This window comes from Phytohabitans flavus (assembly GCF_011764545.1).
Classification (GTDB): Bacteria; Actinomycetota; Actinomycetes; order Mycobacteriales; family Micromonosporaceae; genus Phytohabitans; species Phytohabitans flavus.
The window spans coordinates 5,588,498-5,613,037 of sequence record NZ_AP022870.1; the positions used below are offsets into that span (position 1 = coordinate 5,588,498).

At 71.8% G+C, this 24,540-nt stretch carries 25 protein-coding genes and 1 pseudogene; 15 read left to right on the forward strand and 11 right to left on the reverse strand.

What is annotated here, in order from left to right; translation table 11 throughout:
* Positions 1-47 precede the first annotated feature (47 nt).
* Positions 48-3,128, forward strand: coding sequence for a tetratricopeptide repeat protein (locus tag Pflav_RS24375; protein WP_173038485.1), 3,081 nt, complete (start codon positions 48-50; stop codon positions 3,126-3,128).
* Here the strand turns inward: Pflav_RS24375 and Pflav_RS24380 are convergent.
* The 3 genes from Pflav_RS24380 to Pflav_RS24390 form a co-directional block, all read right to left on the reverse strand.
* The gene (locus Pflav_RS24380) at positions 3,100-3,564 is read right to left on the reverse strand and encodes a calcium-binding protein (protein ID WP_173038487.1); all 465 of its coding nucleotides are present in this window, start codon (positions 3,562-3,564) and stop codon (positions 3,100-3,102) included. The two genes, Pflav_RS24375 and Pflav_RS24380, sit on opposite strands and share 29 nt — an antisense overlap.
* An 899-nt stretch (positions 3,565-4,463) precedes the next feature.
* Positions 4,464-4,796, reverse strand: coding sequence for a PadR family transcriptional regulator (locus Pflav_RS24385; protein WP_173038489.1), 333 nt, complete (start codon positions 4,794-4,796; stop codon positions 4,464-4,466).
* 56 nt (positions 4,797-4,852) lie between these two features.
* On the reverse strand, positions 4,853-5,515 hold the full coding sequence (locus Pflav_RS24390) for a CPBP family glutamic-type intramembrane protease (protein ID WP_232071854.1): 663 nt from the start codon (positions 5,513-5,515) through the stop codon (positions 4,853-4,855).
* Positions 5,516-5,653: 138 nt separating this feature from the next.
* Here Pflav_RS24390 and Pflav_RS24395 point away from each other — a divergent pair, with 138 nt between their 5' ends.
* Positions 5,654-6,067, forward strand: coding sequence for an STAS domain-containing protein (locus Pflav_RS24395; protein ID WP_173038491.1), 414 nt, complete (start codon positions 5,654-5,656; stop codon positions 6,065-6,067).
* Here Pflav_RS24395 and Pflav_RS24400 read toward each other — a convergent pair.
* Positions 5,972-6,940, reverse strand: a complete 969-nt coding sequence (locus tag Pflav_RS24400; RefSeq protein WP_173038493.1) for a sigma-70 family RNA polymerase sigma factor — start codon at positions 6,938-6,940, stop codon at positions 5,972-5,974. The genes Pflav_RS24395 and Pflav_RS24400 overlap by 96 nt on opposite strands.
* Positions 6,941-7,102: 162 nt before the next feature.
* A complete protein-coding gene (locus tag Pflav_RS24405; RefSeq protein WP_173038495.1) occupies positions 7,103-8,509 on the reverse strand; it encodes an FAD-dependent oxidoreductase in 1,407 nt (468 codons plus the stop codon).
* Positions 8,510-8,603: 94 nt separating this feature from the next.
* Here Pflav_RS24405 and Pflav_RS24410 point away from each other — a divergent pair, with 94 nt between their 5' ends.
* The 10 genes from Pflav_RS24410 to Pflav_RS24450 all read left to right on the forward strand — a co-directional run bounded on the left by Pflav_RS24410 (position 8,604) and on the right by Pflav_RS24450 (position 17,432).
* The gene (locus Pflav_RS24410) at positions 8,604-9,593 is read left to right on the forward strand and encodes an NAD-dependent epimerase/dehydratase family protein (RefSeq protein WP_173038497.1); all 990 of its coding nucleotides are present in this window, start codon (positions 8,604-8,606) and stop codon (positions 9,591-9,593) included.
* A complete protein-coding gene (locus Pflav_RS47595; protein WP_197938732.1) occupies positions 9,590-10,201 on the forward strand; it encodes an amidase family protein in 612 nt (203 codons plus the stop codon). The genes Pflav_RS24410 and Pflav_RS47595 overlap by 4 nt, the downstream gene beginning before the upstream one ends.
* A gap of 2 nt (positions 10,202-10,203) precedes the next feature.
* Positions 10,204-11,004, forward strand: a complete 801-nt coding sequence (locus tag Pflav_RS47600; RefSeq protein WP_197938733.1) for an amidase family protein — start codon at positions 10,204-10,206, stop codon at positions 11,002-11,004.
* A 117-nt stretch (positions 11,005-11,121) separates the two neighbouring features.
* Positions 11,122-11,949, forward strand: coding sequence for an SMP-30/gluconolactonase/LRE family protein (locus Pflav_RS24420; RefSeq protein WP_173038499.1), 828 nt, complete (start codon positions 11,122-11,124; stop codon positions 11,947-11,949).
* Between the two features lie 70 nt (positions 11,950-12,019).
* A complete protein-coding gene (locus tag Pflav_RS24425) occupies positions 12,020-12,835 on the forward strand; it encodes a class I SAM-dependent methyltransferase (protein WP_173038501.1) in 816 nt (271 codons plus the stop codon).
* 7 nt (positions 12,836-12,842) lie between these two features.
* Positions 12,843-13,091: a hypothetical protein gene (locus tag Pflav_RS24430; RefSeq protein WP_173038503.1), complete on the forward strand. Its 249-nt coding sequence runs from the start codon at positions 12,843-12,845 to the stop codon at positions 13,089-13,091.
* Positions 13,088-14,632, forward strand: a complete 1,545-nt coding sequence (locus Pflav_RS24435) for an AfsR/SARP family transcriptional regulator (RefSeq protein WP_173038505.1) — start codon at positions 13,088-13,090, stop codon at positions 14,630-14,632. The genes Pflav_RS24430 and Pflav_RS24435 overlap by 4 nt, the downstream gene beginning before the upstream one ends.
* Positions 14,633-14,810: 178 nt before the next feature.
* A complete protein-coding gene (locus Pflav_RS24440) occupies positions 14,811-15,497 on the forward strand; it encodes a carbon-nitrogen hydrolase family protein (protein WP_173038507.1) in 687 nt (228 codons plus the stop codon).
* Between the two features lie 64 nt (positions 15,498-15,561).
* A complete protein-coding gene (locus tag Pflav_RS24445; protein WP_173038509.1) occupies positions 15,562-16,335 on the forward strand; it encodes a sugar phosphate isomerase/epimerase family protein in 774 nt (257 codons plus the stop codon).
* Positions 16,332-17,432: a Gfo/Idh/MocA family protein gene (locus Pflav_RS24450; protein ID WP_173038511.1), complete on the forward strand. Its 1,101-nt coding sequence runs from the start codon at positions 16,332-16,334 to the stop codon at positions 17,430-17,432. The genes Pflav_RS24445 and Pflav_RS24450 overlap by 4 nt, the downstream gene beginning before the upstream one ends.
* Positions 17,433-17,480: 48 nt before the next feature.
* On the opposite strand, the gene Pflav_RS24455 is transcribed toward Pflav_RS24450, so the two are convergent.
* The 4 genes from Pflav_RS24455 to Pflav_RS46150 all read right to left on the reverse strand — a co-directional run bounded on the left by Pflav_RS24455 (position 17,481) and on the right by Pflav_RS46150 (position 21,045).
* On the reverse strand, positions 17,481-18,719 hold the full coding sequence (locus tag Pflav_RS24455; RefSeq protein WP_173038513.1) for a hypothetical protein: 1,239 nt from the start codon (positions 18,717-18,719) through the stop codon (positions 17,481-17,483).
* Positions 18,720-18,721: 2 nt separating this feature from the next.
* Positions 18,722-19,234, reverse strand: coding sequence for a SigE family RNA polymerase sigma factor (locus Pflav_RS24460; protein WP_173038514.1), 513 nt, complete (start codon positions 19,232-19,234; stop codon positions 18,722-18,724).
* A 258-nt stretch (positions 19,235-19,492) separates the two neighbouring features.
* Positions 19,493-20,515 carry a Gfo/Idh/MocA family oxidoreductase gene (locus Pflav_RS24465; protein WP_197938734.1) on the reverse strand — a complete coding sequence of 341 codons (1,023 nt, stop codon included), beginning with the start codon at positions 20,513-20,515 and terminating at the stop codon, positions 19,493-19,495.
* Positions 20,512-21,045 (reverse strand): hypothetical protein, encoded by a 534-nt coding sequence (locus Pflav_RS46150; protein WP_232071856.1) that lies wholly within the window; start codon positions 21,043-21,045, stop codon positions 20,512-20,514. Before Pflav_RS46150 ends, Pflav_RS24465 begins: the two co-directional genes overlap by 4 nt.
* Positions 21,046-21,057: 12 nt before the next feature.
* Here Pflav_RS46150 and Pflav_RS46155 point away from each other — a divergent pair, with 12 nt between their 5' ends.
* On the forward strand, positions 21,058-21,393 hold the full coding sequence (locus tag Pflav_RS46155) for a hypothetical protein (protein ID WP_232071858.1): 336 nt from the start codon (positions 21,058-21,060) through the stop codon (positions 21,391-21,393).
* Between the two features lie 5 nt (positions 21,394-21,398).
* Here Pflav_RS46155 and Pflav_RS48930 read toward each other — a convergent pair.
* Both Pflav_RS48930 and Pflav_RS24480 read right to left on the reverse strand, forming a co-directional pair.
* Positions 21,399-21,701, reverse strand: a pseudogene (locus Pflav_RS48930) (Gfo/Idh/MocA family oxidoreductase); the annotation flags it as partial.
* The gene (locus Pflav_RS24480; RefSeq protein WP_173038517.1) at positions 21,698-22,768 is read right to left on the reverse strand and encodes a zinc-binding dehydrogenase; all 1,071 of its coding nucleotides are present in this window, start codon (positions 22,766-22,768) and stop codon (positions 21,698-21,700) included. The pseudogene Pflav_RS48930 and the gene Pflav_RS24480, both read right to left, overlap by 4 nt.
* Before the next feature lie 102 nt (positions 22,769-22,870).
* Here Pflav_RS24480 and Pflav_RS24485 point away from each other — a divergent pair, with 102 nt between their 5' ends.
* Both Pflav_RS24485 and Pflav_RS24490 read left to right on the forward strand, forming a co-directional pair.
* Positions 22,871-23,803, forward strand: a complete 933-nt coding sequence (locus Pflav_RS24485; protein WP_173038518.1) for a sugar phosphate isomerase/epimerase family protein — start codon at positions 22,871-22,873, stop codon at positions 23,801-23,803.
* Positions 23,800-24,531, forward strand: coding sequence for an orotidine 5'-phosphate decarboxylase / HUMPS family protein (locus tag Pflav_RS24490; protein ID WP_173038519.1), 732 nt, complete (start codon positions 23,800-23,802; stop codon positions 24,529-24,531). Before Pflav_RS24485 ends, Pflav_RS24490 begins: the two co-directional genes overlap by 4 nt.
* The last annotated feature ends 9 nt before the right edge of the window (positions 24,532-24,540 follow it).

A 24,540-nucleotide genomic window follows, 5' to 3' on the forward strand; every position in this document is an offset into this window, starting at 1 on the left:
CACGACAGGCCGAGGGTAACCGGCGCGTAGCGATCGATAGTGTTTGCGTGGCACCCGCGGGCTGTCTCCTTCTCGTCGCCGCCGCCGGATACGGCAAGACGACGGCGCTGGAGAGCGCGTGCGCCATCGTCCCCCCGTTTTCGGATCCGTCCACTCTCGACATCGGCGTGGACGACGTGTGCCGTCTCAGCGGGCCGGACCAGGTGCGGTTGGCGCACTGGGTGGCCGGCCTGGCCGCCGACGTGCGGGTCTCGCTGGCCGCGCGTCGCCCGCTGACGCCGGAGGCGCTGGCCGCATTCCCCGGCCCGGTCGCCGAGCGCGGCCCCGCCGACCTCGCACTCACCCCGGACCAGGTGCTCCGCACGCTCCGCGACGAGCACGGGGTGGGCGACGCCGACCTGGCCTACCTGGCGTATGAGCTCACGGCCGGCTGGCCGGCCCTCGTGCACCTGGCCGGCACAGCGCTCGACCGGCAGGGCGCGGGGCGGCACGACCTGCTGGCGGCGCTTTCTGAGCCGGGCACGGCGGGCGCGTCGTGGGTACGCGAACAGGTGCTCGCCGACCTGCCGGCGTCCGCCATGCGGCTGCTCGGCACGGTCATCGACCTGGGCCCGCTGTCGGAGCCGCTGTGCGCCGCACTGGGATCGTCCACTGAGGATGGTCCGGAGGAGACTGTCGAGACGCTGCGGTGGCTGGCCGCCACCGGCCTGCTCGTCCCGGAGCGGAGCCTCGGCGGCGGCACGCTGCGGGTCGTACCGGTGCTCCGCGCGGTGGTCGCGCATCAGAGCCCGGCAGCGCGGCGACTGGGCGGCGACGACGGTCGCCGGCTGAGGATCGAGGCCGCGGAGTGGTACCGGGACAACGGTCACCCGCTGGCCGCCGCGTGCGCCCTCGCGGCAGCGGGAGAGGACGGACCGGTCGCCACGCTGGTCGAGGCGCACGGCGACGAGATGCTTGCCGCGGGCGGCGGACCCGACGTCGCGCGGCTTGTGGACACACTTCCCGCTGGCCGCCGGTCTGCTCGGCTGCGCCTGGTGCGCGCCGACGCGCTGCGGATGGCCGGGGACGTGGCCGGCGCGACCAGGGCGTTCACGCCGCTGCTGGCGGAGGCGGATCGGGCCGGATGCTGGCCTGCCGCCCTGGCCTGGCGGGCGGCGATGCTGCACTATATGCGCGGCGACTACCGAGGCGCCCTCGACCTGCTCGACCGCGTGACCGGCGGACCAAGCGGGACGAGCGCTGACGACGTGCAGGTGCTGGCCTGCCGGGCGACCGTGCTCGTGGTGCTCGGCGAGACCGAGCGGGCGGCCACCACCGCCACGGAGGCACTCGCCGCGGCCGCGGTGGCCGGTGACGACCAGGCGTGGGCGGCGGCGCACCTGGCGGCCGCGCACATGGCCGTGGGCGTACGCCGCGACGAGCACCTGGCCCGCGCGCTCGCCGCCGCCGAGCGCGCCGGTGACGTGGTGCGCCAGGCCCGGGTGCTGGCCAACCAGGCGGACTGCCTCCTGCGCGACGCCCGCTACCCGCAGGCGCTGCGCGTGGCGGTCCAGGCGGTACGCGCGGCCGAGGTGGGCGGGCCGCCGGGGGTCCTGGTGACGGCGCTGCACAATGCGGGCGAGGCGCTGACCCGGCTGGGGCGGTACGACGAGGCGACCCTCCACTTCGAACGGTCCATCCAGGTCTCGCACCGCGCCGGTCTGTCCCGCACCGCACCGGGGCTGTACGGGATCGGCGAGGTCAACCGCCTCCTCGGGCGGCGGCAGCAGGCACGGATCGCGTTCGAGCAGGCGGCCGAGCTGTCCCGCGCGTACATGGAGCTCCAGATCCTGGTGCCGGCGCTTGTCGGGCTGGCCCGGCTGCTCGTGGACTGCGGCGAGCCGGACGCCGCCCGCGCCGCCGCCGGGGAGGCCACGAGCGCCGCGGACAACGGGGCGCGCTCGGGGCCGGGGTTCGCCGCCCAGGCGCACCTCGCGCACGGCTGGGTCTCGCTCACGGGTGGCGACACCGCCGCGGCCGAGCAGAGCGCGGGACGGGCGGTCGCGGCGGCGCGGGCGTGCCGGCAGGCGGACGTGCTCGCCGAGGCGCTCGAACTCGCCGCCGCCGTCAGTGGCGAGGCGGGACAGGCACGCGCGGCGCTCGCCGAGGCGGAGGCGATCTGGCGCCGGGCCGGTGCGGAGCCGGCCGCCGACCGCGTGCGCGTACTCCTGGGCAGGCTGCCGGGCGCGGACGGGCCGCAGCGGTGGGCGGCGCGGGAGGCGGCGAAACGCCTCGTGGCCCTCGGTGTCCCGGCCGTGGAGGGTGCGCCGTTGCTGCCGGCCGAGGCGGCACCGGTACGGGTAAGCGTGCTGGGGCGCTTCGAGGTGGTCGTGGGCGGGCAGCCCGTACCGCTGCCGGCGTGGCGTTCGCGGCAGGCGCGCACGTTGCTGAAGATTCTCATCGCCCGCCGCGGCCGGCCGGTGCCCCGGGGCGAGCTGTGTGAGCTGCTGTGGCCGGACGACGAGCCGTCGCGGACCGCGCACCGGCTCTCCGTACTCCTGTCGGCCGTTCGGAATGTGCTGGATCCCAGCCGGCAGCGGCCGGCGGACCACTACCTGCGCGCCGATCCCGCCGGGGTTTGCTTCGACATCGGGCGGGTGGCGCTGGACGCGGAGGATCTGCTGCGCGACGCCGCGCACGGGTTGCGCCTGGCCCGCGAGGGGCACGCCGAGCGGGCCCGGGAGATCCTCGCCGAGGTGGACGCGGCGTACCGAGGTGACGCGTTCGACGACGAGCCGTACGAGGGGTGGGCCGACGGGCTGCGCGAGGAGGCGCGGGCGGTATGGCTGCGCGCCCTGCGCGAGCTGGCCGAGCTGTGCCGCCAAGCCGGTGACCTCGACCAGGCGGCGACCACGCTGGTACGGCTGCTGGTGGCCGACCCGTACGACGAGCCGGCGCACCGCGGGCTCGTCGAGGCGTTGCGGGTGGCGGGGCGGCACGGCGAGGCGCAGCGGGCGTTCGAGCGGTGGGCGGGCGCGATGCGGTCGATTGACGCGCCGGTGCCCACCGCCGCGATACTGCGGCCTCGCGCGCCGGGGAGGACGCGCGAGGCCGCCGCGATCAGCATGGATCGGTCGCCAGCCAGTTGATCATGTAAATGATGTAGTAGGCGTCGGTCGACGGGTCGTTTGAGCACTCGTTGGAGCCCTGCCCGCCGTCGATCGTGTCGTTGCCCGGGCCACCCAGCATGACGTCGTCACCGAGGTTGCCGTGGAGGTCGTCGTTACCGTCCAGGCCGGCGATCTGGTCGTGGCCTTCGTTGCCTTTGAGAATGTCGTGGCAGGGCCCGCCGATCAGCAGGTCGTTGCCCGGGCCACCGATGATCGTGTCGTTACCCCCGCCCCCATCGACGACGTCGTCGCCGCCGTAGGCACGAATGAAGTCCGGTCCGCTGGTGCCGACCAGGTAGTCGGCCCCTTCAGTACCCTCAATGTAGAGACCAAAGTTGATGTCACAGACGTCCACCGCCGACGCGGGTGTGCCGACCGCCGAGGCCGTAGCCGCCGCGACCAGGCCGGCGACCACCCACAAGGCCGCCTTCGCCCGTACTCCCATGACGCTCCCCCTCTGAGCTGCCGATCGCCGGAAGGGCGACCGCGGGCAGCGTCGCACCCGGCCGTCATCGTGGCGTCATTGCCCAGCTCAGAGCCTGCCGCCCGGCGACCTAGAAAGAGATTTGGGCTACCGCGATGTCCGCGGTGGTCCAGACCGCTGCTCCCGCGGCCTCACCCTCCGCGCTTCACAACCCGCCCCCTGCCCGTGGTCATCCGAGCAGGCCACCGGCCCGCGGGCTCCGGAGTTGGTCGCCCTGACCGCGTGCCTTGAGACCTAGCGACCGGTGTCGCTGGGGGCGGCGAGGCGATCGGCCCCCGAAAAGGCCCCTTTGTGAAGACCTATGGTTGCCCTGGCAGCAATAAGTCTTCCCAAAGCCCGACGAGTCACCCTCGCTGTCGAGGGCCCTGATGATCGTTCGCGCAGAATCCGGGCAGAGCTTTCGAGGTCGGGGTCGGTCGAGGGCTGGAGGCCCCGGATTCGCGTTGACGGGACCGAACCTCCACGCCAAGACGCCGATCAAGGCCGATGGGCGTCGATTTCCTTGATCGATGCAAGCAGCAGAGTGTCGCGCTGCGATCGTGGCGAAAAATTACCCCGCCAGGGGCAATTCTTCGCCACGGACAAGCGGAGCACCCACCGATCAAGGGAAACAGGCGGTCAAAGATTCGCCAGCTCGATGCATCGCCCACCGAGTGGGCCACGGCCGCACCGCCGGCCAAGCCGGCCGGGAGGGTTGATCGTGAACCGCGGAGGGTGAGGCCGCGGGAGCAACGGTCTGGACCACCGCGGACATCGCGGTAGCTCGAATCTGCTCGTGGATTGATTTGCTCCACCATTGTGGACAGACCCAATGAGCTGGACGCCGAAGGTCAGGCGCCCTCGGGGCGGAGGCGGAGGCTGCGGGACTGGACGCGGGGCTCCGGCGCGGCGGCGGCTTCGGCGGCCAGCTCGGTGGCGAGCTCCAGGCCGGGCCCGGTCAGTCGGTAGAGGTGACGGGGTGGCCGGCCGGCCGCTGGGGTGGTCTCCCAGGTGGTCTCCAGCAGGCCACGGTCGGCGAGGCGGATGAGGATCGGGTACATCGAGCCGGCCTTGAGCCCCACCTGCTGGCACAGCTCGTAGCCGTAGCGCCAGGCGGACGGCTCCTCCGCGAGCGCCAGCAGCACCGCGACCGTCTGCGCCGACGGGCGCCGGGAACGCGTCATAGGCTAACTCTATATAGCTAGATTTGGACTGTCCACCCGACGGCGGCGATCACTGGCTAACGGGCGCCGTGGTAGAAGAGGTCGCCGAAGCCGATCGTGAAGGCCAGGACGCCGTACAGCGCGTGCTCGACCGAGACCGCCAGCAGCGAGCGGGTCTTCTGGTACCGCCGGGCGAAGAGCCAGCCGCCGGCGAGCGTGAGCAGCACCGACAGCACGTTCCCGAAGATCACGTGGGCGAAGCCGAACGCGGTGGCGCTCGCGGCCGCCGCCCAGGCGCCCGTGCCCAGCAGCGGCGCGTACCGGTGCAGCAGGAACGCACGGTAGATCAGCTCCTGCGGGTACACCGAGAGGAGCGGGTAGAAGACGGCCACGAAGGCCCAGATCAGCGGCTCCTCGCGGGGTAGGTCGAAGAGCTGCTCCGGCCGGGCCACCGCCAGCACCACGATGCCCACGACCGCGGCCAACGCCCAGCCAGCGAGGATCGCGGGCAGCGCCGCCGGTACCGCGGCCGCCCGGGTCAGGTCGCGCCGTTCGAACCCGGCCTGGCGGCGCAGGTAGACGTACGCGGCGACGCCGCCGACAAGCAGGAACGGGATCGGGCTGCCCGGGCTGCCGAACAGCGCGTACACACCCACGACGCCGAAGAACAGGGCCAGGAACTCGGCGGCCAGCCAAACCTTGGTGGCCGGCCGCGGTGGTGCGATGGCGGTCTCCTCCACGTCCGCAACGGTACGGCGGTAAGCGGGTCGCTACGCGGGCGGCCGGGTGAACGTCCGGGGTGATATGACCCATCGCGATGACTTTCCGCGCGCCGGACGGTCTCATCTGTATAGCCGTCCGGCGACTGGAGGCCTGGCATGAACGCGCCCGTGTTCGTGGTGGGCCCGTCAGCCTGCCGCGCGGACGTACCGGCGCTCTCCGAGCATCTCGCCGCGATCGTGCGGGACTCCCCGGCGGACGTGGTGATCTGCGACGTGCGGGAGATCACCAGCCCGGACGCGAGCACGATCGACGTACTGGCCCGGCTACAGCTGATGGCGCGGCGGCTGGGGTGCGGCATCCACCTCTACGGCGCGCATCCTCGGCTGCGCGGCCTGCTCGTGCTCACCGGCCTGAGCGAGGTGCTGCCGCTGCTGCCCGACCCGCCGCCCGAGGACGCTGGCGACGTCGCGGGCTCAGGCGGCCTCGTCGGGGTGGGACGGGAGGCGGAAGAGCGGGAAGACGCGCTCCACGTCGAGGAACGAGTTGATCCCGGTGATCTTGTTACCTGAGGTCTCCAGGACGATAAGCGCCCACGGCTCGTGCCGGCCGTCCGGGCCGCTCGGCCGGTACTGACCAAAGGCGGGCAGCCCGTTGGCCACGGTCGGGACGAGGCGCGAGCCGCGGCAGTGGGCGCCGGGGCCGAGCATCCACTGTCTTATCTCGTCGTGGCCGCGAAACCAGAGCGCGATCGGCGGCATCGAGACCGTGGCGTCCTCGTGCAGCAGCGCGGCGAGGGATGCCATGTCATACGCCTCGAACGCCTGCACGTAGCGGGAAAGCAGGTCGCTCTGGTCCTTGTCGAGCGGCTCAAGTCGGTCGCCGGTCAGGTCGGCCGACGCGATCGTCGCCCGGGCCCGCTGGAGCGCGCTGTTGACCGAGGCGACGGTGAGGCCGAGCAGCTCGGCGGTCTCCTGCGCGGACCAGGCGAGCACCTCGCGCAGGATCAGCACAGCGCGCTGCTTGGGCGGCAGGTGCTGGAGCGCGGCGACGAACGCCAGGCGGATCGAGTCGCGGGCCACAGCCACCTCGGCCGGGTCGCTGCGGTCGGGCACCACGCGGCTGTCCGGCACCGGCCCGACCCAGACCTGCTCGGGGAGCGGCACGACCTCGGTGACCTCGCGGGCCTTGGCGGACGGGCCGAGCTCCATCGGCCGGGCCCGGCGCTGGGCACTGCCGAGCATGTCGAGGCAGACGTTGGTGGCGATGCGATACAGCCAGGACCGGAGGGCCGCGCGCCCCTCGAACTTGTCAAACGCCTTCCAGGCGCGCACCATCGTCTCCTGCACCGCGTCCTCGGCCTCGAACGCCGAGCCGAGCATCCGGTAGCAGTAGCCATTGAGCTCGATGCGGAACTCCTCCAGGCGCAGCTCGACGTCCACCACGCTCGTGCACCCCCATTGGCCTCGTTGATCCGAACCTACCCGAGCCCTCTGACAAAGCTGTTTCCCCAGCGCAGCGGCGTACGGCGCACGTGCCGCACCGCCTGACAAGGACAAGGGCCCGCTCGTGATCGAGCGGGCCCAGGTCGAGCCGCGGACAGCAGATCAGGCGGTGATGCTGGGCAGCAGCTCCTCCGTAAACCGCCACAACAGCGACGAGTCATGCGTGTGGAACGCGGCACCGGTGTAGAACGTGCGGTTTCGCCCCTGTAGCCCGTACAGCCGCCGGTAGAAGCCACCCGCGATGTCACCGGGGCGGACCACCAGCTCGAACGGGTTGTGCGCCTTGAAAATCTCCAGTCGGTCCAGCTCGACCGGGTACGAGCCGGCCGTGCGCAGCCGCCGGATGTCCGCGACGATCGCGGCCCGCACCGCCTGGTTGCTCATCGGGCCCTCGCTGCCGTACTTGACGCCCCACAGGTTGGGCACGCCGGTCACGGTGAGGCCGTACCAGCCAGGCAGCGGCGCGAGGTTGTACGGGGTGTCCGCACCGACGTTGACCAGCGAGACGCCAGTGGGCATCCCGGAAAGACGGGCCACGGCCGTCCAGTACCGGTGGTGGCGGAAGCGACCGAAGATGGCCCGCTCGGTGGCGTCCAGGTCGAAACCGTCGAAAGTGGACAGCAACGGCGGTGCGGTGACGAGCAGCTTGCGGCAGCGGATCACGCGCGGGCCGGTCGGTGTGTCCACCCGCACCTGGATGCCGCGCGGGCCCCGGTGCACATTTGTCACGCTCGCGTTGAGCAGCGCGTCCCCGCCGAGGAACGTGGTGGCCTGCTCGTACAGCTCGCTGTTGTTACGCCGCTGGGTGATGAGCAGCGAGCCGGTGAGCACGCTGTTCATGACGCTGAGGCTGACGTTCTTGAGCACGTAGATCGCCGGGATCCGGAGGATGTCGCCGAGACCCTGCGCGTACCCGTTGAGCAGCTGGACGATCGACTCCAGCCCGTGCTGGACCGCGAACTCACCGAACGGCAGCAACAGCTCGGCCGGTACCGGATCGGGCAGCTCGAAGCCCTGGTCGAGGTACGGATACTGCTGTAGCAGCGCGATGTACGCGGGCAGCGCGGCGGGCGGCGGCGGCGCGTAACCGGGCACGACCTGGCCGGTACGGAAGTCGACGTAGTGGTTCGTCGTACCGCCCTGACCGGTGTACCGGACCAGCGGCACCCCGAAGCGGCCGAAGAAGTCCCGGACCAGCGGCATGTCGTGATAGATGAGCACGCCGATGTCAGTGGTGCCGCCGGTCACCGGGTCGTGGTACGTCTCGGTGTGCCCGCCGAGCCGCCCGGCCCGCTCCACCACCGCCACGCTGTGGCCGAGGTCGCGGAGGCGGACCGCGGCGTACGTGCCGCTCGCGCCACCGCCGATCACGCAGACGTCGCGGCGGATGACGCCGCTCGCTTCTTCGCCCGACGCTGACGCCGCCGAGCCAGGGGTCAATGCGGCGGCAGCCGCGGCCACACCGGTGCCGCCGAGAATTCGCAACGCATCCTTGCGGGTGACACCCATTCGGGTTCCTCTCTACATTGGACGGATCGCGACCAAGATCCAGAACATGATATTTCCTCGGACTCACACCGGGGATCGGCGTTAAGGTGGCGGCGTGGGTGATCTCCGGGTGCTCTTCATCGGCGGTAGCGGCATCATCAGCTCCGCCTCGTCTCGCCTCGCCGTCGCGAGCGGCATCGACCTGTACATCCTCAATCGCGGGACCACGATCCACCGCCCGCTGCCGCCGGAGGCGACGCTGCTCCGCGCGGACGTGCGCGACCCCGACTCGATGGCCGCCGCGCTGGGTGACCTCGACTTCGACGCGGTGGTCAACTGGGTGGCGTTCACGCCCGAGCACATCAGGACCGACCTGACCGCGTTCGCCGGCCGCACGAAGCAGTACGTCTTCATCAGCTCGGCCTCCGCCTACCAGACCCCGCCGGCCCGGCTGCCGGTCGTGGAGTCGACGCCGCTGCGCAACCCGTTCTGGCAGTACTCCCGCGACAAGATCGCGTGCGAAGACCTGCTGGTCGCCGCGTACCGGGACACCGGATTCCCGGCCACGATCGTGCGCCCCTCGCACACGTACGACCGCACGCTCATCCCGTTCGACGGCGGGTGGACGGTCGTCGAGCGGATGCGGCAGGGCAAGCCGATCGTCGTGCACGGCGACGGCACCTCGCTGTGGACGCTCACCCATCACGAGGACTTCGCGCGCGGGTTCGTGCCGCTGCTCGGCCACCCTCGGGCGATCGGCGAGGCGGTGCACATCACCTCGGACGACGTCCTGACGTGGGACCAGATCGCCCATGAGCTGGCCTCGGCGGCCGGCGTGCAGCCGCGGATCGTGCACGTGCCCTCCGACGCCATCGCGGCGGAGGACCCGGAGTGGGGCGCGGGCCTGCTCGGCGACAAGTCGCACTCGATGGTCTTCGACAATGCCAAGCTCCGCGCGCTGGTGCCGGGCTTCGTGGCGACGATCCCGTTCCATCAGGGCGCCCGCGAGATCGTGGCCTGGCACGACGAGGACCCGGCCCGCCGCCGGGTCGACCCCCGCTTCGACGCGGCCATGGACAAGCTCGTCGCCGCGTACTCCAGGTGAACCTGTGGGAGTACGCGAGCCTCGACGCGGTCGGCCTGCGCGACCTGATCCGGTCCGGCGAGGTGACCGCCGCCGAGGTCGAGGAGGTGGCCCGCGAAGCCCTGGAGGTCGCCAACGCCGAGCTCAACGCACTGACCCTCCCGCTCTTCACGCCAGCGCTGGAGCATGACGCGGACGGCCCGCTCGCCGGCGTGCCGTTCCTCGTCAAGGACAGTGGGCCGTTCGCCCGGGGTGTGCCGTTCACGCTGGGCAGCCGGAGCATCCGCGGCGCCACCGCGATGGTCGACCACGACCTGATGACCCGCTTCCGCGCCGCCGGGCTTGTCACGCTCGGCCAGACCACCGCGCCTGAGCTGGGACTCAGCTACGCCACCGAGTCACGGCTGCACGGCGCCACCCGAAACCCCTGGGATCTCGCACGCGGCGCCGGCGGGTCGAGCGGCGGGTCGGCCGCGCTGGTGGCGGCCGGGGCGGTGCCGCTGGCCCACGGCAACGACGGCGGCGGCTCGATCCGGATCCCGGCCGCCTGCTGCGGCCTTGTCGGACTCAAGCCCAGCCGCGGCCGTACCCCTCCGGCCCGGCCGCCGGCGAGGTCGGCTTCGGGCTGATCGTGGAATTCGGACTGGCCCGTACCGTGCGGGACGCCGCCCACCTGCTCGACGCGGTAAGCGCACCGGCGGTCGCCGACAAATACTTCGCGCCGCCGCCGGCCGGCCCGTACGCCGAGGAGGTCGGTGCCGCCCCGGGCCGCCTGCGGGTCGCGATGACCACGGCCGCCTGGTCCGGCGTACCCGTGGACCCGCAGGTCGCGGGCGTCGCCGAGACCGCCGGCAAGGTGCTGGAGCTGCTCGGCCACGAGGTCACCGAGGCGAGCCCGGCCATCGACGCGGAGGCGGTGGTCGAGGCCGCGATGCTCGGCCTGTACGGCACCGGCGGCGCCATGCTGCGCGCACCCCGCCGCCCCGATCCCGCGCTGATGGAGGCGTTGTCCCGGCGGGTGCTGGCCGAGACCGAGGCGGCGACCGCGCTGGACCTGCTGGCCGCGGTCGACGCCCAGCACCGGGTCACCCGCCCGGTCGGCCTCTTCCTCAACCGGTACGACCTGCTGCTCACGCCGACGCTCGGGCAGCTTCCGGCACCGCATGGCACGCTCGACTACGACGACCCGGACCACACGGCGCGCTCGTGGCTGCGGCGCATCTTCGAGTACGGCCCGTTCACCGCCGCCTTCAACATCTCCGGCCACCCGGCGATCAGCCTGCCGATCGGCCAGAGCCGGGAGGGCCTGCCGATCGGTGTGCAGCTCGTGGCCGGATACGGCCGGGAGGACCTGCTCATCCGCGTCGCCGCCCAGCTCGAGGAGACGGTCCCCTGGCACACCCGCCTGCCGCCCTTCCACGTCGCACGCTGAGGCGGCGATCCCGCCTGCCGCATTTCCACGTCGCGCGCTGAGGCGGCGAGGTCGAAAACGGTGGGCCAGCTTCTACGTCCCAGGTGAGAGCACATCCCAATACACCTGGAGGACGACATGAACACCCTGCTCACCGGACTCGCGATGGGTGAGTCGCCGCGCTGGCACGACGGGCGGCTGTGGCTGTCCGACATGGGAGCCAGCGAGGTGGTTCGCGCGGACCTCGACGGCAAGAGCGAGATCGTCGCGACAGTACCGGGAATGCCAATGGGGCTCGGCTGGCTCCCCGACGGGCGCTTCCTCGTCGTCTCGTCGCAGGACGGCAAGCTGCTGCGCCAGGAGCCGGACGGGTCGATGGTGACCCACGCCGACCTGTCGCCGCTGTCCCGGTTCCCGTGGAGCGACATGGTCGTCGACGGGCGCGGCAACGCGTACATCGGCAACATCGGCTTCGACTTCGGCGAGGGAGAGCCGGCGCCGGGGACCCTCGCGCTTGTCACACCGGACGGGGTCGTACGGGAGGTGGCCGGCGACTTCGAGTTTCCGAACGGGCTGGCCGTAACGCCGGACAACGGCACGCTGATCGTCGCCGAGTCGTACGGCAACCGGCTCACCGCGTTCGACATCCTGCCCGACGGCGGGCTCGCCAACCGGCGGGTCTGGGCCGACCTGCCGGATGGCTTCCCGGACGGCATCTGCCTCGACGCGGACGGTGCGGTCTGGTATGCGGACGTGCCCGGCCAGCGCTGCGTACGGGTGCGCGAAGGCGGCGAGGTGCTCCAGACGGTGGGCTTCGACCAGGGCGCCTTCGCCTGCGTCCTCGGCGGGCCGGAAGGCACCACGCTCTTTGTCACCACCGCGCCGTGGCCGCCGGCGCAGGACGGTTCGCGCTCCGGACGCGTGGTCACGGTGGAGGCGCCGGCGCGGGCTGTCGGATACCCGTAAGTCGCGTCACACGCATCCTCACACGGTGCCACGGTCTCCTGGGGTCGAGAGATCACGCAAGGAGGGGACCGTGACGGGCACAATCGACTTCGAGACGATCAAGAAGAACCAACGGGCCGGTTGGGAGACCGGTGACTATCCGCGGGTCGGCAACACCCTACAGATCATCGCCGAGCTGCTGGTGGAGGCGGCCGACGTCCGGGCCGGCCAGACGGTGCTGGACGTCGCCTGCGGCCAGGGGAACGCGGCGATGGCCGCCGCCCGCCGCTTCGCCGAGGCGACCGGCGTCGACTACGCGACCAACCTGCTGGAGCAGGGGCGGGACCGGGCGGCGGCCGAGCACCTGGACGTGACGTTCCAGGAGGGTGACGCCGAGGCGCTGCCGGTGCCGGACCAGGCGTTCGACCTGGTGGTGAGCACGGTCGGCGTGATGTTCGCGCCAAACCACCAGCGGGCGGCCGACGAGCTGGTCCGGGTCACCAAGCCAGGCGGCAGGATCGCGCTGGCCTGCTGGACGCCGACCGGCATGATCGGCGACCTCTTCAAGACCGTCGGGAAGTGGGCACCGCCGCCGGCCGGCGTCCGCCCGCCCACGCTGTGGGGTACCAGCGAGCACCTGGCCAGCCTCTTCGGCGACCGGGTGGAGTGGACCGCGCTCACCGGCCGGACGTACACCTTCCGGTACCACTCCCCCGCGCACTTCTCGGAGTGGTTCCGGCAGTTCTACGGCCCGATCACGCGGCTGGCCGGAACGCTGTCGGACGAGGACCGGGAGCGCTTCGCGATCGACCTCGCCGAGGTGGCGGTCCGCTTCAACCGGGCCAGCGATGGCACGGTAGCGGCGCCCGCCGATTACCTCGAGTCCGTCGGCGTGGTGCGCGGATAATCCGGCCGTGTACACAGTCAGGTTGCTCGGACCGCCAGCCATCGAGCTGGACGGCCAGCCCACGCGCTCGCCACGTGGCCGGAAGGCGTGGGCCCTCCTGAGCTACCTGCTGCTCGCCGAGCGGCCGCCCAGCCGGCGGCACGTGGCCGAGCTGCTCTTCGCCGACGCCGACGACCCGCTGGGTGCGCTGCGCTGGACACTCGCCGAGCTGCGCCGGGTGCTGGGGGCACGGTCACGTTCGTCGGTGACCCGGTGACCACCGCCGTGGGGGACGGGATCGCGGTGGACGTACACGGGCTGGCGGATCCGGACGGCGACCCGGCTCCGCTGCTCGCCCTCGACGGCGAGCTGCTCGAAGGGGTGAGCCTGCCGGCCTGCCTGGAGTTCGAGTCGTGGCTGCTCGTGGCGCGGCACCGGGTGTCGGCGACGCTGGAGGCACGGCTGCGGCAGACGGCGGTCGCGCTGCTGGCGAGCGGGGCGGCGAGCGAGGCGGTCGGGTATGCGGCCCGCGCCGTCGCCCGCAACCCGCTCGAAGAGGGCAATCACGAGCTGCTGGTACGCAGCCTCGCGGTGGCCGGCGACCGGGCGGCGGCGCTGCGGCAGATCGCGGTCGGGGAGGACCTGCTGCGGCGCGAGCTGGGACACGAGGCGTCGGCGGCGCTTCGCGAGGCCGCCAACGTGGGGCCCGAGTCGGCGATGGTGACCCCGCTCAGCGGGCGGGCCGCCGCACTCAGCCAGATGGAGGCCGGCCGGGCCGCGATCGCCGCCGGTGCCGTCGACGCGGGGCTCCAGTGCCTGCGCCGCGCGGTCACGGAGGCATCGCGGGCCGGCGACGGCGCGGTACAAGGGCGGGCGCTCTGTGCGCTCGGGGGTGCCCTTGTACACGCGGTACGGGGGCGGGACAACGAGGGGGCAGTTGTCCTGGAGGAGGCGATCCATCTGGCCGGCCGGGCCGGTGACCGGGCCACGGCGGTCACCGCGCACCGGCTGCTCGGCTTCGTCGAGGTGCAGGCCGGCCGGCGGGGTACAGCCGAGGCGTGGCTGGCCAAGGCCGTCGCGCTGGCGGAGACCGACGCCGAGCTGGCCGCGATCCTCGGCGTACGGGGGATGAACGCCTCGGACGGCGCCGACTACCCCACCGCCTTGGCCGCTCTCGACGAGTCGGTGGAGCGGGCGGCGAGCGGCGGCGACGCGCGGCAGCAGGCGTGGTCGCTGTCCATCCTGGCCCGCGCCCACCTGCTCCGCGGCGAGCGCAGCCAGGCCACCGCGGCGCTCGACATGTCGCTGGCGCTGGTCCAGGAGCAGCGGTGGATGGCGTTCCTGCCTTGGCCGCAGACCCTGCGCGCGGAGCTCGAGCTGTCCGCCGGCGACACTGATACCGCCGCCGACACCCTGGAACGGGCCTGGACGCTCGCACTCCAGGTCGAGGACCCGTGCTGGGAGGGCATGGCCGCGCGCGGCATCGGCCGGCTGCATGCCATGCGGGGCGACCGCGCCGGCGCCGAACGGTGGCTGGGCGAGGCGCGGCGGCGCTGCTCGGGGATGCCGGACCGCTACCAGTGGGTACACGGGTACGTGCTGGACGGCGCCGCGACCACTGCCATCGAGCACGGCGACCGCGAGTGGGCCGAGGCGCTGGTCGGCTCGCTGGCGTCGCTGGCCGCGCGGTGCGAGCTGCGCGAGCTGGTGGTCCGGGCGCACCTGCACAGGTACCGCCTCGGCGACGCCTCCGCCCTCGGCGCCGCCCGCCTGCTCGCCTCCGGCATCGACAACCCCGCGCTCGCCGCGATGCTGTAGCTAGGGCCTGTTTCAAAATCCTTGCCGGGCTGCGCCGGGCCCAGACGACGACCGGCGGCGCCGGGCGTAAGGCCGCATACAACACCGGTATGCGACCTTGCGCCCGACTTGCCGGATCGCCGCCTGGATCCCGGCTCGCCTCGACAATCCTTTTGAAACAGGCCCTAGATTCGCGGGTATGCGTGAGCCGCTTACCGTCGCCGCCGCACAGCCGCACATCGTCTCGCACGACCTCGCCGCCAACGTGGCCACGCACGCCGCCGTGGTCCGGGCCGCGGGCACGCGCGTGGTGGTCTTTCCCGAGCTGTCCCTCACCGGGTACGAGCTTGAAGCCTCCACTGTGGACATCGACGACCCGCGGCTCGCCCCGCTTGTCGAGGCGTGCGCTTCGTCCGGGGCCTTGGCGCTGGTAGGGGCGCCGGTCGACGGCCCGCACATCGCCATGCTGGCCGTGGGCGGTCGCGGCGTCTCGGTGGCCTATCGCAAGGTCAACCTCGGCGGCCAGGAGCCGGCCCACTTCAGGCCCGGTGACAAGCCAGCCGTGATCGAGGTCGACGGCTGGCGCCTGGGGCTGGCGATCTGCAAGGACACGGGCGTGCCTCGGCACGCGGCGGATACGGCCGCGCTGGGCATCGACGCGTACGTGGCCGGCGTCGCCGAGGACCGCCCGGACGTGCTGGCGGAGCGTGCCCACCGCACGGCCACCACGCACGGGGTGTGGGTGGTGGTGGCCAGCTTCGCCGGCCCGACCGGGGGCGGCTTCGACACGACGGCGGGCCGGTCCAGCATCGTCAACCCGGCCGGCGAGGTGGTCGCCCGGGCCGGCGCCGAGCCAGGCGACCTGGTACGCGCAACGCTCAGCTAGCCGAGGTGCTCGGTTCGTAACATGACATGGTGCTACCAGCACATATATCTGTTAGCCTCCGAACATGGTCCTGCAATCTCTCTCCCTCCAGCTCTACAGCGTCCGTCACGCTCTCGACGATGATCTCCCGGGCACACTCGCCCGCGTGGCCGAAATCGGCTACCAGCAGGTCGAGGCCTCGCACAAGCTCTACTCGCGCGGGCCGGAGCTGGCCCAGGCGGTGCGCGACAACGGGCTCGGCGTGCCGACCTACACGTCGCCCCTTGTCACCCTTCCCGGACGGGAGGTGCCGGACCCCCAGGCGGTGTTCGCGGGCGCCCGCGAGCTGGGCGCCACCGCGGTCATCGACACGTACATCCCGGAGGAGCACTGGACCTCCCGCGAGGACGTCGAGACGATCATCGAGGGGCTCAACACCGCGGCGGTCGCGGCGGCCGAGCACGGACTCCGGGTGGGCTACCACAACCACTGGTGGGAGCTGGAGCAGCGGTTCGACGGGCGTACCGCGCTGGAGGTCCTGGTCGACGGCCTGCGCCCCGAGGTCGTTATGGAGATCGACGCGTACTGGGTCGCGGTCGGCGGCGAGGACGTGCTCGCGCTGCTCGACCGGCTCGGTGACCGGGTGCGCTTCCTGCACCTCAAGGACGGCCCGATCAGCCGAAACAACCTTGAGCAGCAGCCGGCCGGCAAGGGCAAGCTGCCGATCGAGGCGATCATCGCGGCCACGCCGCAGGTCGAGGCGGGCGCGGTCGAGTTCGACGAGTACGCCGGGGATATTTTCGAAGGGATCGCGGCGAGCTTCGAATACCTCCGCACCCGAACGGCGGCAACGGCATGAGCGGACCTGTTGGCGTCGGCGTCATCGGCGCCGGACGGATCAGCGGGCAGTACCTCGACAACCTCACCAACTTCCCCGACCTCGAAGTGCGCGTCGTCGCCGACCTCTTCGAGGACCGGGCGGCCGAGCAGGCCAAGGCGTACGGCGTGGCCGAGTGGGGCCCACCCGAGCGCGCCATCGAGCACCCCGATCTCGACATCATCGTCAACCTGACCAACCCGGTCGCGCACGCCGAGGTCTCGCTCGCGGCCATGCGCGCGGGCAAGCACGTGTGGTCGGAGAAGCCGTTCTCGCTCGACCGGGAGAGCGGCCGCCAGCTGCTGGAGACCGCGGCGCAGACCGGGCGGCGGATCGGCTGCGCGCCGGATACGTTCCTCGGCGCTGGCCTCCAGACCGCGCGGCGGATCATCGACCGGGGCGACATCGGGCAGCCGCTGACCGGGCTCACGCTCTTCGAGGTGCCGGGGCCGGTGGACGACCACCCCAACCTCGAGGTGCTGCTGTCGCGCGGCGCCGGCCCGCTCTGGGACATGGGGCCGTACTACCTGACCGCGCTCACCCAGTCGCTCGGCTCGTTCCGCTCGGTGGTGGGCCTGGGTCGCACGTCGCGGCCGAAGCGGGTGCTCCAGGTCGGCCCCAAAGCCGGCCAGGAGATCACCGCGGCCGTGCCGACGCACGTGACGTTCCTCGCCGAGTTCGTCGAGGGCGGCGCGTCGACAAGCGTGCTGAGCTGGGACTCACCGCACCGCCGCGTGGGGCACGTGGAGATCGTCGGCACCGAGGGCACGCTGACCATCCCGGACCCCAACCACTTCGACGGCGACCTGCTGATCCGGCGCAAGAGCGACGACAAGCCCATGGTCGTGCCGGCCACCGGTCCGGTCGCCGGGCGCGGGCTGGGCACGCTCGACATCGCCCGCTCGGTCAAGGCCGGGGTGCCGCACCGGGCCTCGGGCGAGCTCGCGTACCACGTCCTCGACACCATGGCCTCGATCGCCGAGTCGATCGAGCGCGGCGGCCCGGTCGCGGTCCAGAGCCGCGCCCCGAAGGCCGACCCGATCCCCGAGGACTACGACCCATACGCCCGCACCCTCTGAAATCTTCAGAGACTTGAGCTACCGCGACGTCCGCGGTGGTGGCTGGACTCAGCGGCAGTTCCAGACGACGGCGACGGGGTCGCCGCCGTCTCCGGTCAGGGAAGCCTGGCCGGCGGCGGTGGCGCCGTCATCGCTGATCGTGTAGGGGATCACGGCGCGGAGGGACACGGCATCGTGGAGGCCGGGCAGGCGGACGTAGCGGTCGCCGGCCACGAGGCTTGCCTCGTCGGTCTCTGCGACCACCCAGCCGTTTCGGTTGACCGCGTTCACGATTACGGAACGGTCGATCATGTCCAGCTCGCCGGTGGGCAAATGCCATCGTGGCGCGGCGAGGTGGCGTGTGGCGCCCTCGTCGAGGGCAGACCAGCCGGCCACCCATCCGTTCCGGATCGCGTCGGCGGTGTACGTCGTGGCGGGCTTGCCGTTCATCGTCGGTTTGGGCAGCGCTTCCAACGTGCCGTCTGGCCGCCACAGGTAGGCCTGGTCCCACGAATTGCCGCGGCTGAGCCGGCCGACGATCGTGCCGTCCTCGTCGACGGCGGCGGCCCAGCCCTGCCACCCGCTACCGTCTGGGGTGGCGAGCATGGTGGGTTGGCTGGTAGGGGATCGCCACATCGCGGGGCGGCCGTTCACCGAGCCGACGACGACCTCTCGCTCGTTGATCGCGCGGGCTTCCGCGTCTTCGCCGGGCATCCGGGTGATCTTGCCGTTGCGGTAGACCCAGGCCGCGGTGACAAGGTCCTCGCTGTTCACGAAGCTAGACCCGACGGCCACGCCGGTCGAGGTGACGTCGCTTAGCTGCGGGTCGGCGCCGGTCATGGTCGCAGTGCTGACCTTGCCGCGGTCCCAGATGAGGATTCGGTCGGAGCGACCGCCCTTGGGGTACGAGCGCCCCACGATGTACCGGCCGGTGGGGTCGCCGCCGGTGACGATGCTCTTGGCCGGATGACCGGCGGGCATCGGCAGGCGCCGGACGGTGCAGCTGGCCGGCGGAGCAGGCACGGTGGCAGCGGCGGAGGGTGTGCCTGTCGCCTCGGCGGCCGGATCGGGTAATGGCGGCGTCACCCCGCCGAACGGGGCGGCCTCCTGCGCCGGGCGGGCGATCGTCCAGACCGCGACGAGTGCCAGGACTGTCACCGCGGCCGCGCCACCGGCGCTGACCAGCCGCACGGTCCGACGACGGCGCTCACCGTCAGCGATGGCCTGGGCGATGTCCACCTGTGACGGCCCGGCCGGCTCCCGCACCAGCGGCTGGAGCAGCTCAGCGGCATACCTGTCCCTGTCCATCCTCAGTTCCCCTCCCGCAACGCGCTCACCGCTTCGGCATCGAGCAGCCGGCGCAGCGTGGCCAGTCCTCGGTTGGCTTGGCTCTTCACCGTCCCGGCCGAGCAGCTGAGCGCCTCCGCGACGTCCTCGATGGACATGTCGCAGAGGTAACGCAGCACTAGTACCGCCTGCTGGCGGCGGGGCACCTGCGCCAACGCCGCGCGCAGCACCATCGCGTCCTCCACGCGATGGTCAGCAGGCGACGGCCGCTCTGGTAGCGCTGCCAGCAGTCCCACCCGGGACCACGGCCGGCGCCGTTCGTCCAGGAACGTACGCACGAGCATGCGCCGCACATACTGGTCCAGATGCTCGACGTGGCTGACCTGGCGCCACCGCACGTAGAGCTTGGTAATCGTCTGCTGCACCAGGTCGTCGGCGCGGTGCTCGTCACCGCAGAGCAGATACGCCACCTGACGCAACGTCGCCAACCGCCCGCTGACGTACTCGACGTACTCCTGCCGTTCCTCGGCCCGCATCCGTGCCCTCCCACACCGCTGTCCGACTAGAACGAGCCGAACAGACCCTGCGGTTGCACGTCGCCGCAAACAAGCCCGAAACAGGTGGCGAGCCCTGCCGGAGGCAAAGAAGGGTTATCTGCAACCCCGAGCAAGACAGCACAACTCATCAACCTTGACCAGCCCGATGCCGGCGGTGGGTTGTGAAGCGCGGAGGGTGAGGCTGCGGGAGCAGCGGTCCGGACCACCGCGGACGTCGCGGTAGCTCGGATCTCGTTCTTATCGGGCGTGTAGTGACTCGATGATGTTGATTGCCACCAGGGCGTCGCGCGGGTCTACCGGCAGCGGGCCGGAGCCGCGCAGTGCGGTGGCCAGGCGGGCGTAGAACTCGCGGTAGCCGCCCCGCTCGGTCGGCACCGGCTCGGCGTCCGTGTCGCGGCCCAGCTTGCCCCACGCCTCGGCCGGCTCCACGCCGAAGCCCTCGTCGAGCGGCGACATGCCGGACGCTAGCTGCGGCTCCTGCGGGTCCAGGCCCCACTTCGTGAAGGCCGCATCGGAGCCCAGCACCCGGTAGCGGAACCCGCGCTGCGCCACCATGCTGCTCATCGCCAGGTGTGACCGCACACCCGATGCGTGGGTGAGCGCGATGAAGCTGTCGTCGTCGTTGACCGCGCCGGGGCGGTGGCGGTCGAGCTCGCCGTAGTACGACTCGACCAGCCCGAAGAGCTGTACGGCCTGGTCGATCAGGTGCGCGCCCAGGTCGTACGCCACACCGCCGCCGTCCACACCGGACGTCTCCTGCTTCCACTGTGGACGAGGGCGGGTGCTGCTCCACTCGAAGCGCGACTCGAACCGCCACACGTCGCCGAACGCGCCCGCCTCGACAAGCTTGCGAACCGTGAGGAAGTCGCCGTCCCACCGCCGGTTCTGGAAAACCGTGAGCGGGACACCTCGACGCTCGGCCAGCTCGACGAGGGCCAGAGCCTCCGCGCCGCGTACCGCCAAAGGCTTGTCGACGACGGTGGCGAGCCCGCGCTCCAAGGTCTGGGTCGCGATGGTCGCGTGGTCCGGTGTCGGTGCCCCGACCACGACGAGGTCGAAGTCGTCGGCGGCGAGCAGCTCGTCCACAGAGGACAGGATGCGCGCGGACGGGTAGAGCCCCGCGGCGGCGGCCGAACGCTCGGGGTTGGCGGTCACGATACCGGCCAGCTCGTACGCCGGATCGGCGCTGATCAGGGGCGCGTGGAAGACGCGCCCGGCCAGCCCGTACCCGACGATGGCCGCGCGGATCAGATCGCTCACCTGGTCAACTCCCCTACGAGCTTGCCGACCTCGCCGCCCATGACGGCGCCGGTGCGGCCGGCGAAGGCCGCGAGGATGCGCTGGCAGTCCAGGATGTCCGCCCGGCCGGCCGGCAGGCCGGACCGGGGCTCGGTGCCCTCACGGACCATCGCGTGGAACGCCTCCAACTGCGTCTCGAACGCCTCTGTCGCGCTCCGGCGGACCACCCGCCGCTCGGCGTCGCCGTCCAGAGTAGTCACGGTCAACTCGGTGGGCGCGTGCAGCAGGTAGGGCGACGGGAATACAAGCTCGACCGCGCCGGCGCCGTGCACCACGCGCACCGTCTCCCGGTACGCGGGGAAGTCGGGCAGGTAGTGCCAGGCCAGGCTGAAGCGGCCGCCGCCGGCCAGCGTGCCCACCGCCGAGATCGAGGGCGGGTGCTCGCCGAACGACTTGCGGTCACGCCCCACATCCCGGACCGTGTGGCGGGCGGACTGGCGCCAGATGTCGGCGTAGTCGATGGTCGCCGGCGGAGCGCCGAAGCTGCGCATGATCGAGAGGTCGTGCGCGAGGCTGCTGACCAGCGCACCTCGGTACGCGCGCCAGGTGCCCTCGTCCGCCTCCCCACCGCCGCCTGCCACAGCTCCCGGTCCTCGGCGTCGCCGGCCGGGTTGGCGATCGGCGCGCTCGGCCCCACGACGCGGGCCAGCGCGAGCTGGGAGGGGCCCGTCGGGTGCAGCACCGACGCCTCGATGCTGCGAATGTCGTCGATGTCGGCGAGGATCCGGGCCGCCTCGATCACCGCGGGGTCGTACTGCTTCATGTACCCGAGCAGGATCGCCGGCACCCCGAGGTCGGGCACCGCCGCGATGATCCGGTCGACCTCCGCGGTGGTGTAGGCCAGCGGCTTCTCGCAGAAGACCGGCAGCCGCCGCTCAAAACCCGCCAGAACCTGCGCGGTGTGCGACCCCCGCGCCAGCACCATCAGCGCGTCCAGGCCACCGTGGTCCAGCATTTCATCCAGTACGTGGAACCGCTGCGACCCGGGCACCCCGAACCGATCGCCGAGCACCTCGGTCACCTCGGGCGAGAGGTCGCAGATCGACGCGATCGTGAAGAGGTCGGGTCGCTTCACGAGCAGTGGCAGGTGCACCGCCTGGGCGACCGCCCCGAGGCCGACGATTCCGAGCCGGATCGGCGCGCTCACTTACCCTCCCCGGCGGCGAGCGCCCACGGCATCCGCAGAGCGGACTTGACGTGCTGGCCGCGCTGCATCGCGGAGAACGCCTCTTCCCACTGCTCGATCGGGTACACGCCGCCGAGCACCCGGTCCGGGTGGAGGCGGCCGTCAGCGAAGAGGCGCAGCACGTTCTCCCAGGTGCTCCAGGTGTGCGAGTAGCAGCCGTAGAGCGTGACGGCCTTCTTCACCAGCGGGTCGATCGTGAAGCCGAGCGGCTGTGGCCCCCAGCCGACCTTGGCGATCGCGCCGCCCGGCCGGACCATCCGCATGCCCTGCTCCATCGCCACGCTGACCCCGGTCGCGTCCACGACGAGGTCGGCGCCGAGCCCGTCGTGCAGCGAGGTGACAAGCGCCAACGGGTCCTCGCGGGTGATGTCGAGTACGTGGTCCGCGCCGAGCGCCTTGGCCTTGTCGAGCCGCTCCGCGTCGATGGCGGTGCCGAGCACGACAGTGGTACCGGCGCCGCGCAGGATGGCGATCTCCAGCGCGAGGATGCCGATCGCGCCCGCGCCCTGGATCACGACGAGGTCGCCGGGGTTGATTTCGGCGCGCTCGACCACCGCGTTGTACGCCACCGCGTACGGCTCGGTCATCGCGGCCGCGTCGAAGCTCACAGCCTCCGGGATGCGGTGCAGCACGCGCGGCTCGGCCACCATGTACTCCGCCATCGCGCCGTCGCGCTTCAGCCCATACCCCTCGCGCCAGGGGCAGAGGTTGTACCGGCCGGAGCGGCACAGCGCGCAGACACCGCAGATCGAGGCGGCGGTCTCGCACACGACGCGGTCGCCCACCGCCCAGCCGGTCACGCCCTCGCCGACCGACGCGATCACGCCGGCTGACTCGTGGCCCAACGTCACCGGAAGCACGCCCACCGAGCTCTTGCTCTGCGTGTTGTGCCACATGTGTATGTCGGATCCGCACACACCCACCGTGTGCACCCGCACCAGCACGGTCCCCGGACCGGCGACCGGCTCGGGCAGGTCCCGCACCTCCAGCGCACCGTCGGCGGCCGCGTACTTCACCAACGCCTTCATGGGCTCAGCCTTCCAGAATGCTCGACTTGGCCCAACAATAGTTCAGAAGCGACTCAAAGTCTGTACGCTTGCCACCATCTTTTGGTGCTAGGGTCTCAAGTCATGAGGATCGCGGCCTTCCCAAAGGGCGACCTGCACGAGATGGTGGTCAGCCGCACAAAGCCGGTTTTCACCTGGATCGAGGAGGCCCGCACCCTCGGTGTGGACGGGCTGGAGCTGCACACAGGTTTCCTGTGGGAGAGCGGCGAAGCCTACCTCGACCGGGTCGGCGAGGCGATCACCGCAGCCGGCTTCGAGATGCCGATGATGTGCGCTTCGCCTGACTTCACCCACCCGGACAAGGACGAGCGGGCCCGCGAGGTGGAGCGGCAGGCGGAGTTCATGCGGGCGACCGCGCGGCTCGGCGGCGCCGGCGCCACCTGCCGGGTGTTGAGCGGGCAGGCACATCCCGAGGTCGCCGTCGAGCAGGGCCTCGACTGGGCGGCCGAGGCGATCACCTCGCTGCTCCCGCTCGCCGCCGAGCTCGGCATCATGCTGGCGATAGAGAACCACTACAAGGCGAGCACGTGGACATATCCGGAGTTCGCCCAGGCGCCTGACGTCTTCCGGGCGCTTGTCGACCGGATCCCGGACCGCGTGCACTTCGGCGTGCAGTACGACCCGTCCAACGCGATCGTCGCCGGCGCCGACCCGGCCGAGTTCCTGCGCACGGTCATCGACCGCGTGGTGACGATGCAGGCCTCCGACCGCTACCTCGAGCCGGGCACCACGCTCGACGACCTGCGGCAGGCGGACGGCACCATCGGCTACTCCCCCGCCCTCAAGCACGGCGTGATCGGGCAAGGGCTCAACGACTACGACAAGATCTTCACCATCATGGTCGACGCCGGGTATGACGGCTGGATCAGCATCGAGGACGGCGTCAACGGCCTGGACGAGCTGGCAGCCTCCGCTGCGTTCCTGCGCGCGGCGCGGGACCGCTGGTTCGGCGGCTCGACGGCGGTCCGGGTGCGCGCTCTGGAGGCGAATCAATGAGTACATCCATTCGGGGCCTCAAGCGCTCCGACCTCACCCACGGGATCGTGCAGGTCTCGCTCGACCTCAAGACGCTCGACGACGCGCTGCGGATGGCCGCGATCGCGGTCGAGGCGGGCGCCGACTGGCTGGAGATCGGCACCCCGCTGGTGCTGGCCGAGGGCACGCGGGCGGTGCGGGCGCTGCGCAAGGAGTACCCCAACCACCCGCTCGTCGCGGACCTGAAGGTCATGGACGGCGGCTACGGCGAGGCAGCCATGTACGCCGAGGCCGGCGCGGACGCCGTCGTGGTGATGGGGCGCGCGCACGACGCCACGGTGCAGCGGGTGTGCGAGGCCGGCGAGGCGTACGGCCTGCTGGTGATGGGCGACGACATGGCCGCACCGGACCGGGTCGCCGAGGCGCGGCGGCTGGAGGAGCTGGGCGTCGGCATGGTCCTGCACCACATCGGCCACGACCACCGCAACATGCACCGCGAGCTCAAGCTCTCCCCGCTCACCGACCTGCCCGGCATCGTCGCCGCGACCACCGTGCCCGTGCAGGCCGTCGGTGGCCTCTCCATCGACCAGGCGGTCGGCTGCCCGCGGATCGGTGCCGGCGTGGTGGTCTTCGGCGCCCCGCTGGCGATCGACGACGAGACCTCGTTCACCATCCCGGAGGGCGATCTCCCCCGGATCCTCGGCGACGCGATCGCCCGAGTGCACGCCACGCCGGTGGAGCAGTCGTGAAGCACCCGG

Coding starts and splice junctions, on each gene's coding strand:
- Pflav_RS24420 (WP_173038499.1), top strand. CDS start 11,122: ATGAACACCCTGCTCACCGGACTCGCGATGGGTGAGTCGCCGCGCTGG.
- Pflav_RS24485 (WP_173038518.1), top strand. CDS start 22,871: ATGAGGATCGCGGCCTTCCCAAAGGGCGACCTGCACGAGATGGTGGTC.
- Pflav_RS24385 (WP_173038489.1), bottom strand. CDS start 4,796: ATGACGCGTTCCCGGCGCCCGTCGGCGCAGACGGTCGCGGTGCTGCTG.
- Pflav_RS46150 (WP_232071856.1), bottom strand. CDS start 21,045: ATGCGCAGCTTCGGCGCTCCGCCGGCGACCATCGACTACGCCGACATC.
- Pflav_RS24445 (WP_173038509.1), top strand. CDS start 15,562: ATGGTCCTGCAATCTCTCTCCCTCCAGCTCTACAGCGTCCGTCACGCT.
- Pflav_RS24460 (WP_173038514.1), bottom strand. CDS start 19,234: ATGCGGGCCGAGGAACGGCAGGAGTACGTCGAGTACGTCAGCGGGCGG.
- Pflav_RS24455 (WP_173038513.1), bottom strand. CDS start 18,719: ATGGACAGGGACAGGTATGCCGCTGAGCTGCTCCAGCCGCTGGTGCGG.
- Pflav_RS24450 (WP_173038511.1), top strand. CDS start 16,332: ATGAGCGGACCTGTTGGCGTCGGCGTCATCGGCGCCGGACGGATCAGC.
- Pflav_RS24440 (WP_173038507.1), top strand. CDS start 14,811: ATGCGTGAGCCGCTTACCGTCGCCGCCGCACAGCCGCACATCGTCTCG.
- Pflav_RS24395 (WP_173038491.1), top strand. CDS start 5,654: ATGAACGCGCCCGTGTTCGTGGTGGGCCCGTCAGCCTGCCGCGCGGAC.
- Pflav_RS24405 (WP_173038495.1), bottom strand. CDS start 8,509: ATGGGTGTCACCCGCAAGGATGCGTTGCGAATTCTCGGCGGCACCGGT.
- Pflav_RS24480 (WP_173038517.1), bottom strand. CDS start 22,768: ATGAAGGCGTTGGTGAAGTACGCGGCCGCCGACGGTGCGCTGGAGGTG.
- Pflav_RS24490 (WP_173038519.1), top strand. CDS start 23,800: ATGAGTACATCCATTCGGGGCCTCAAGCGCTCCGACCTCACCCACGGG.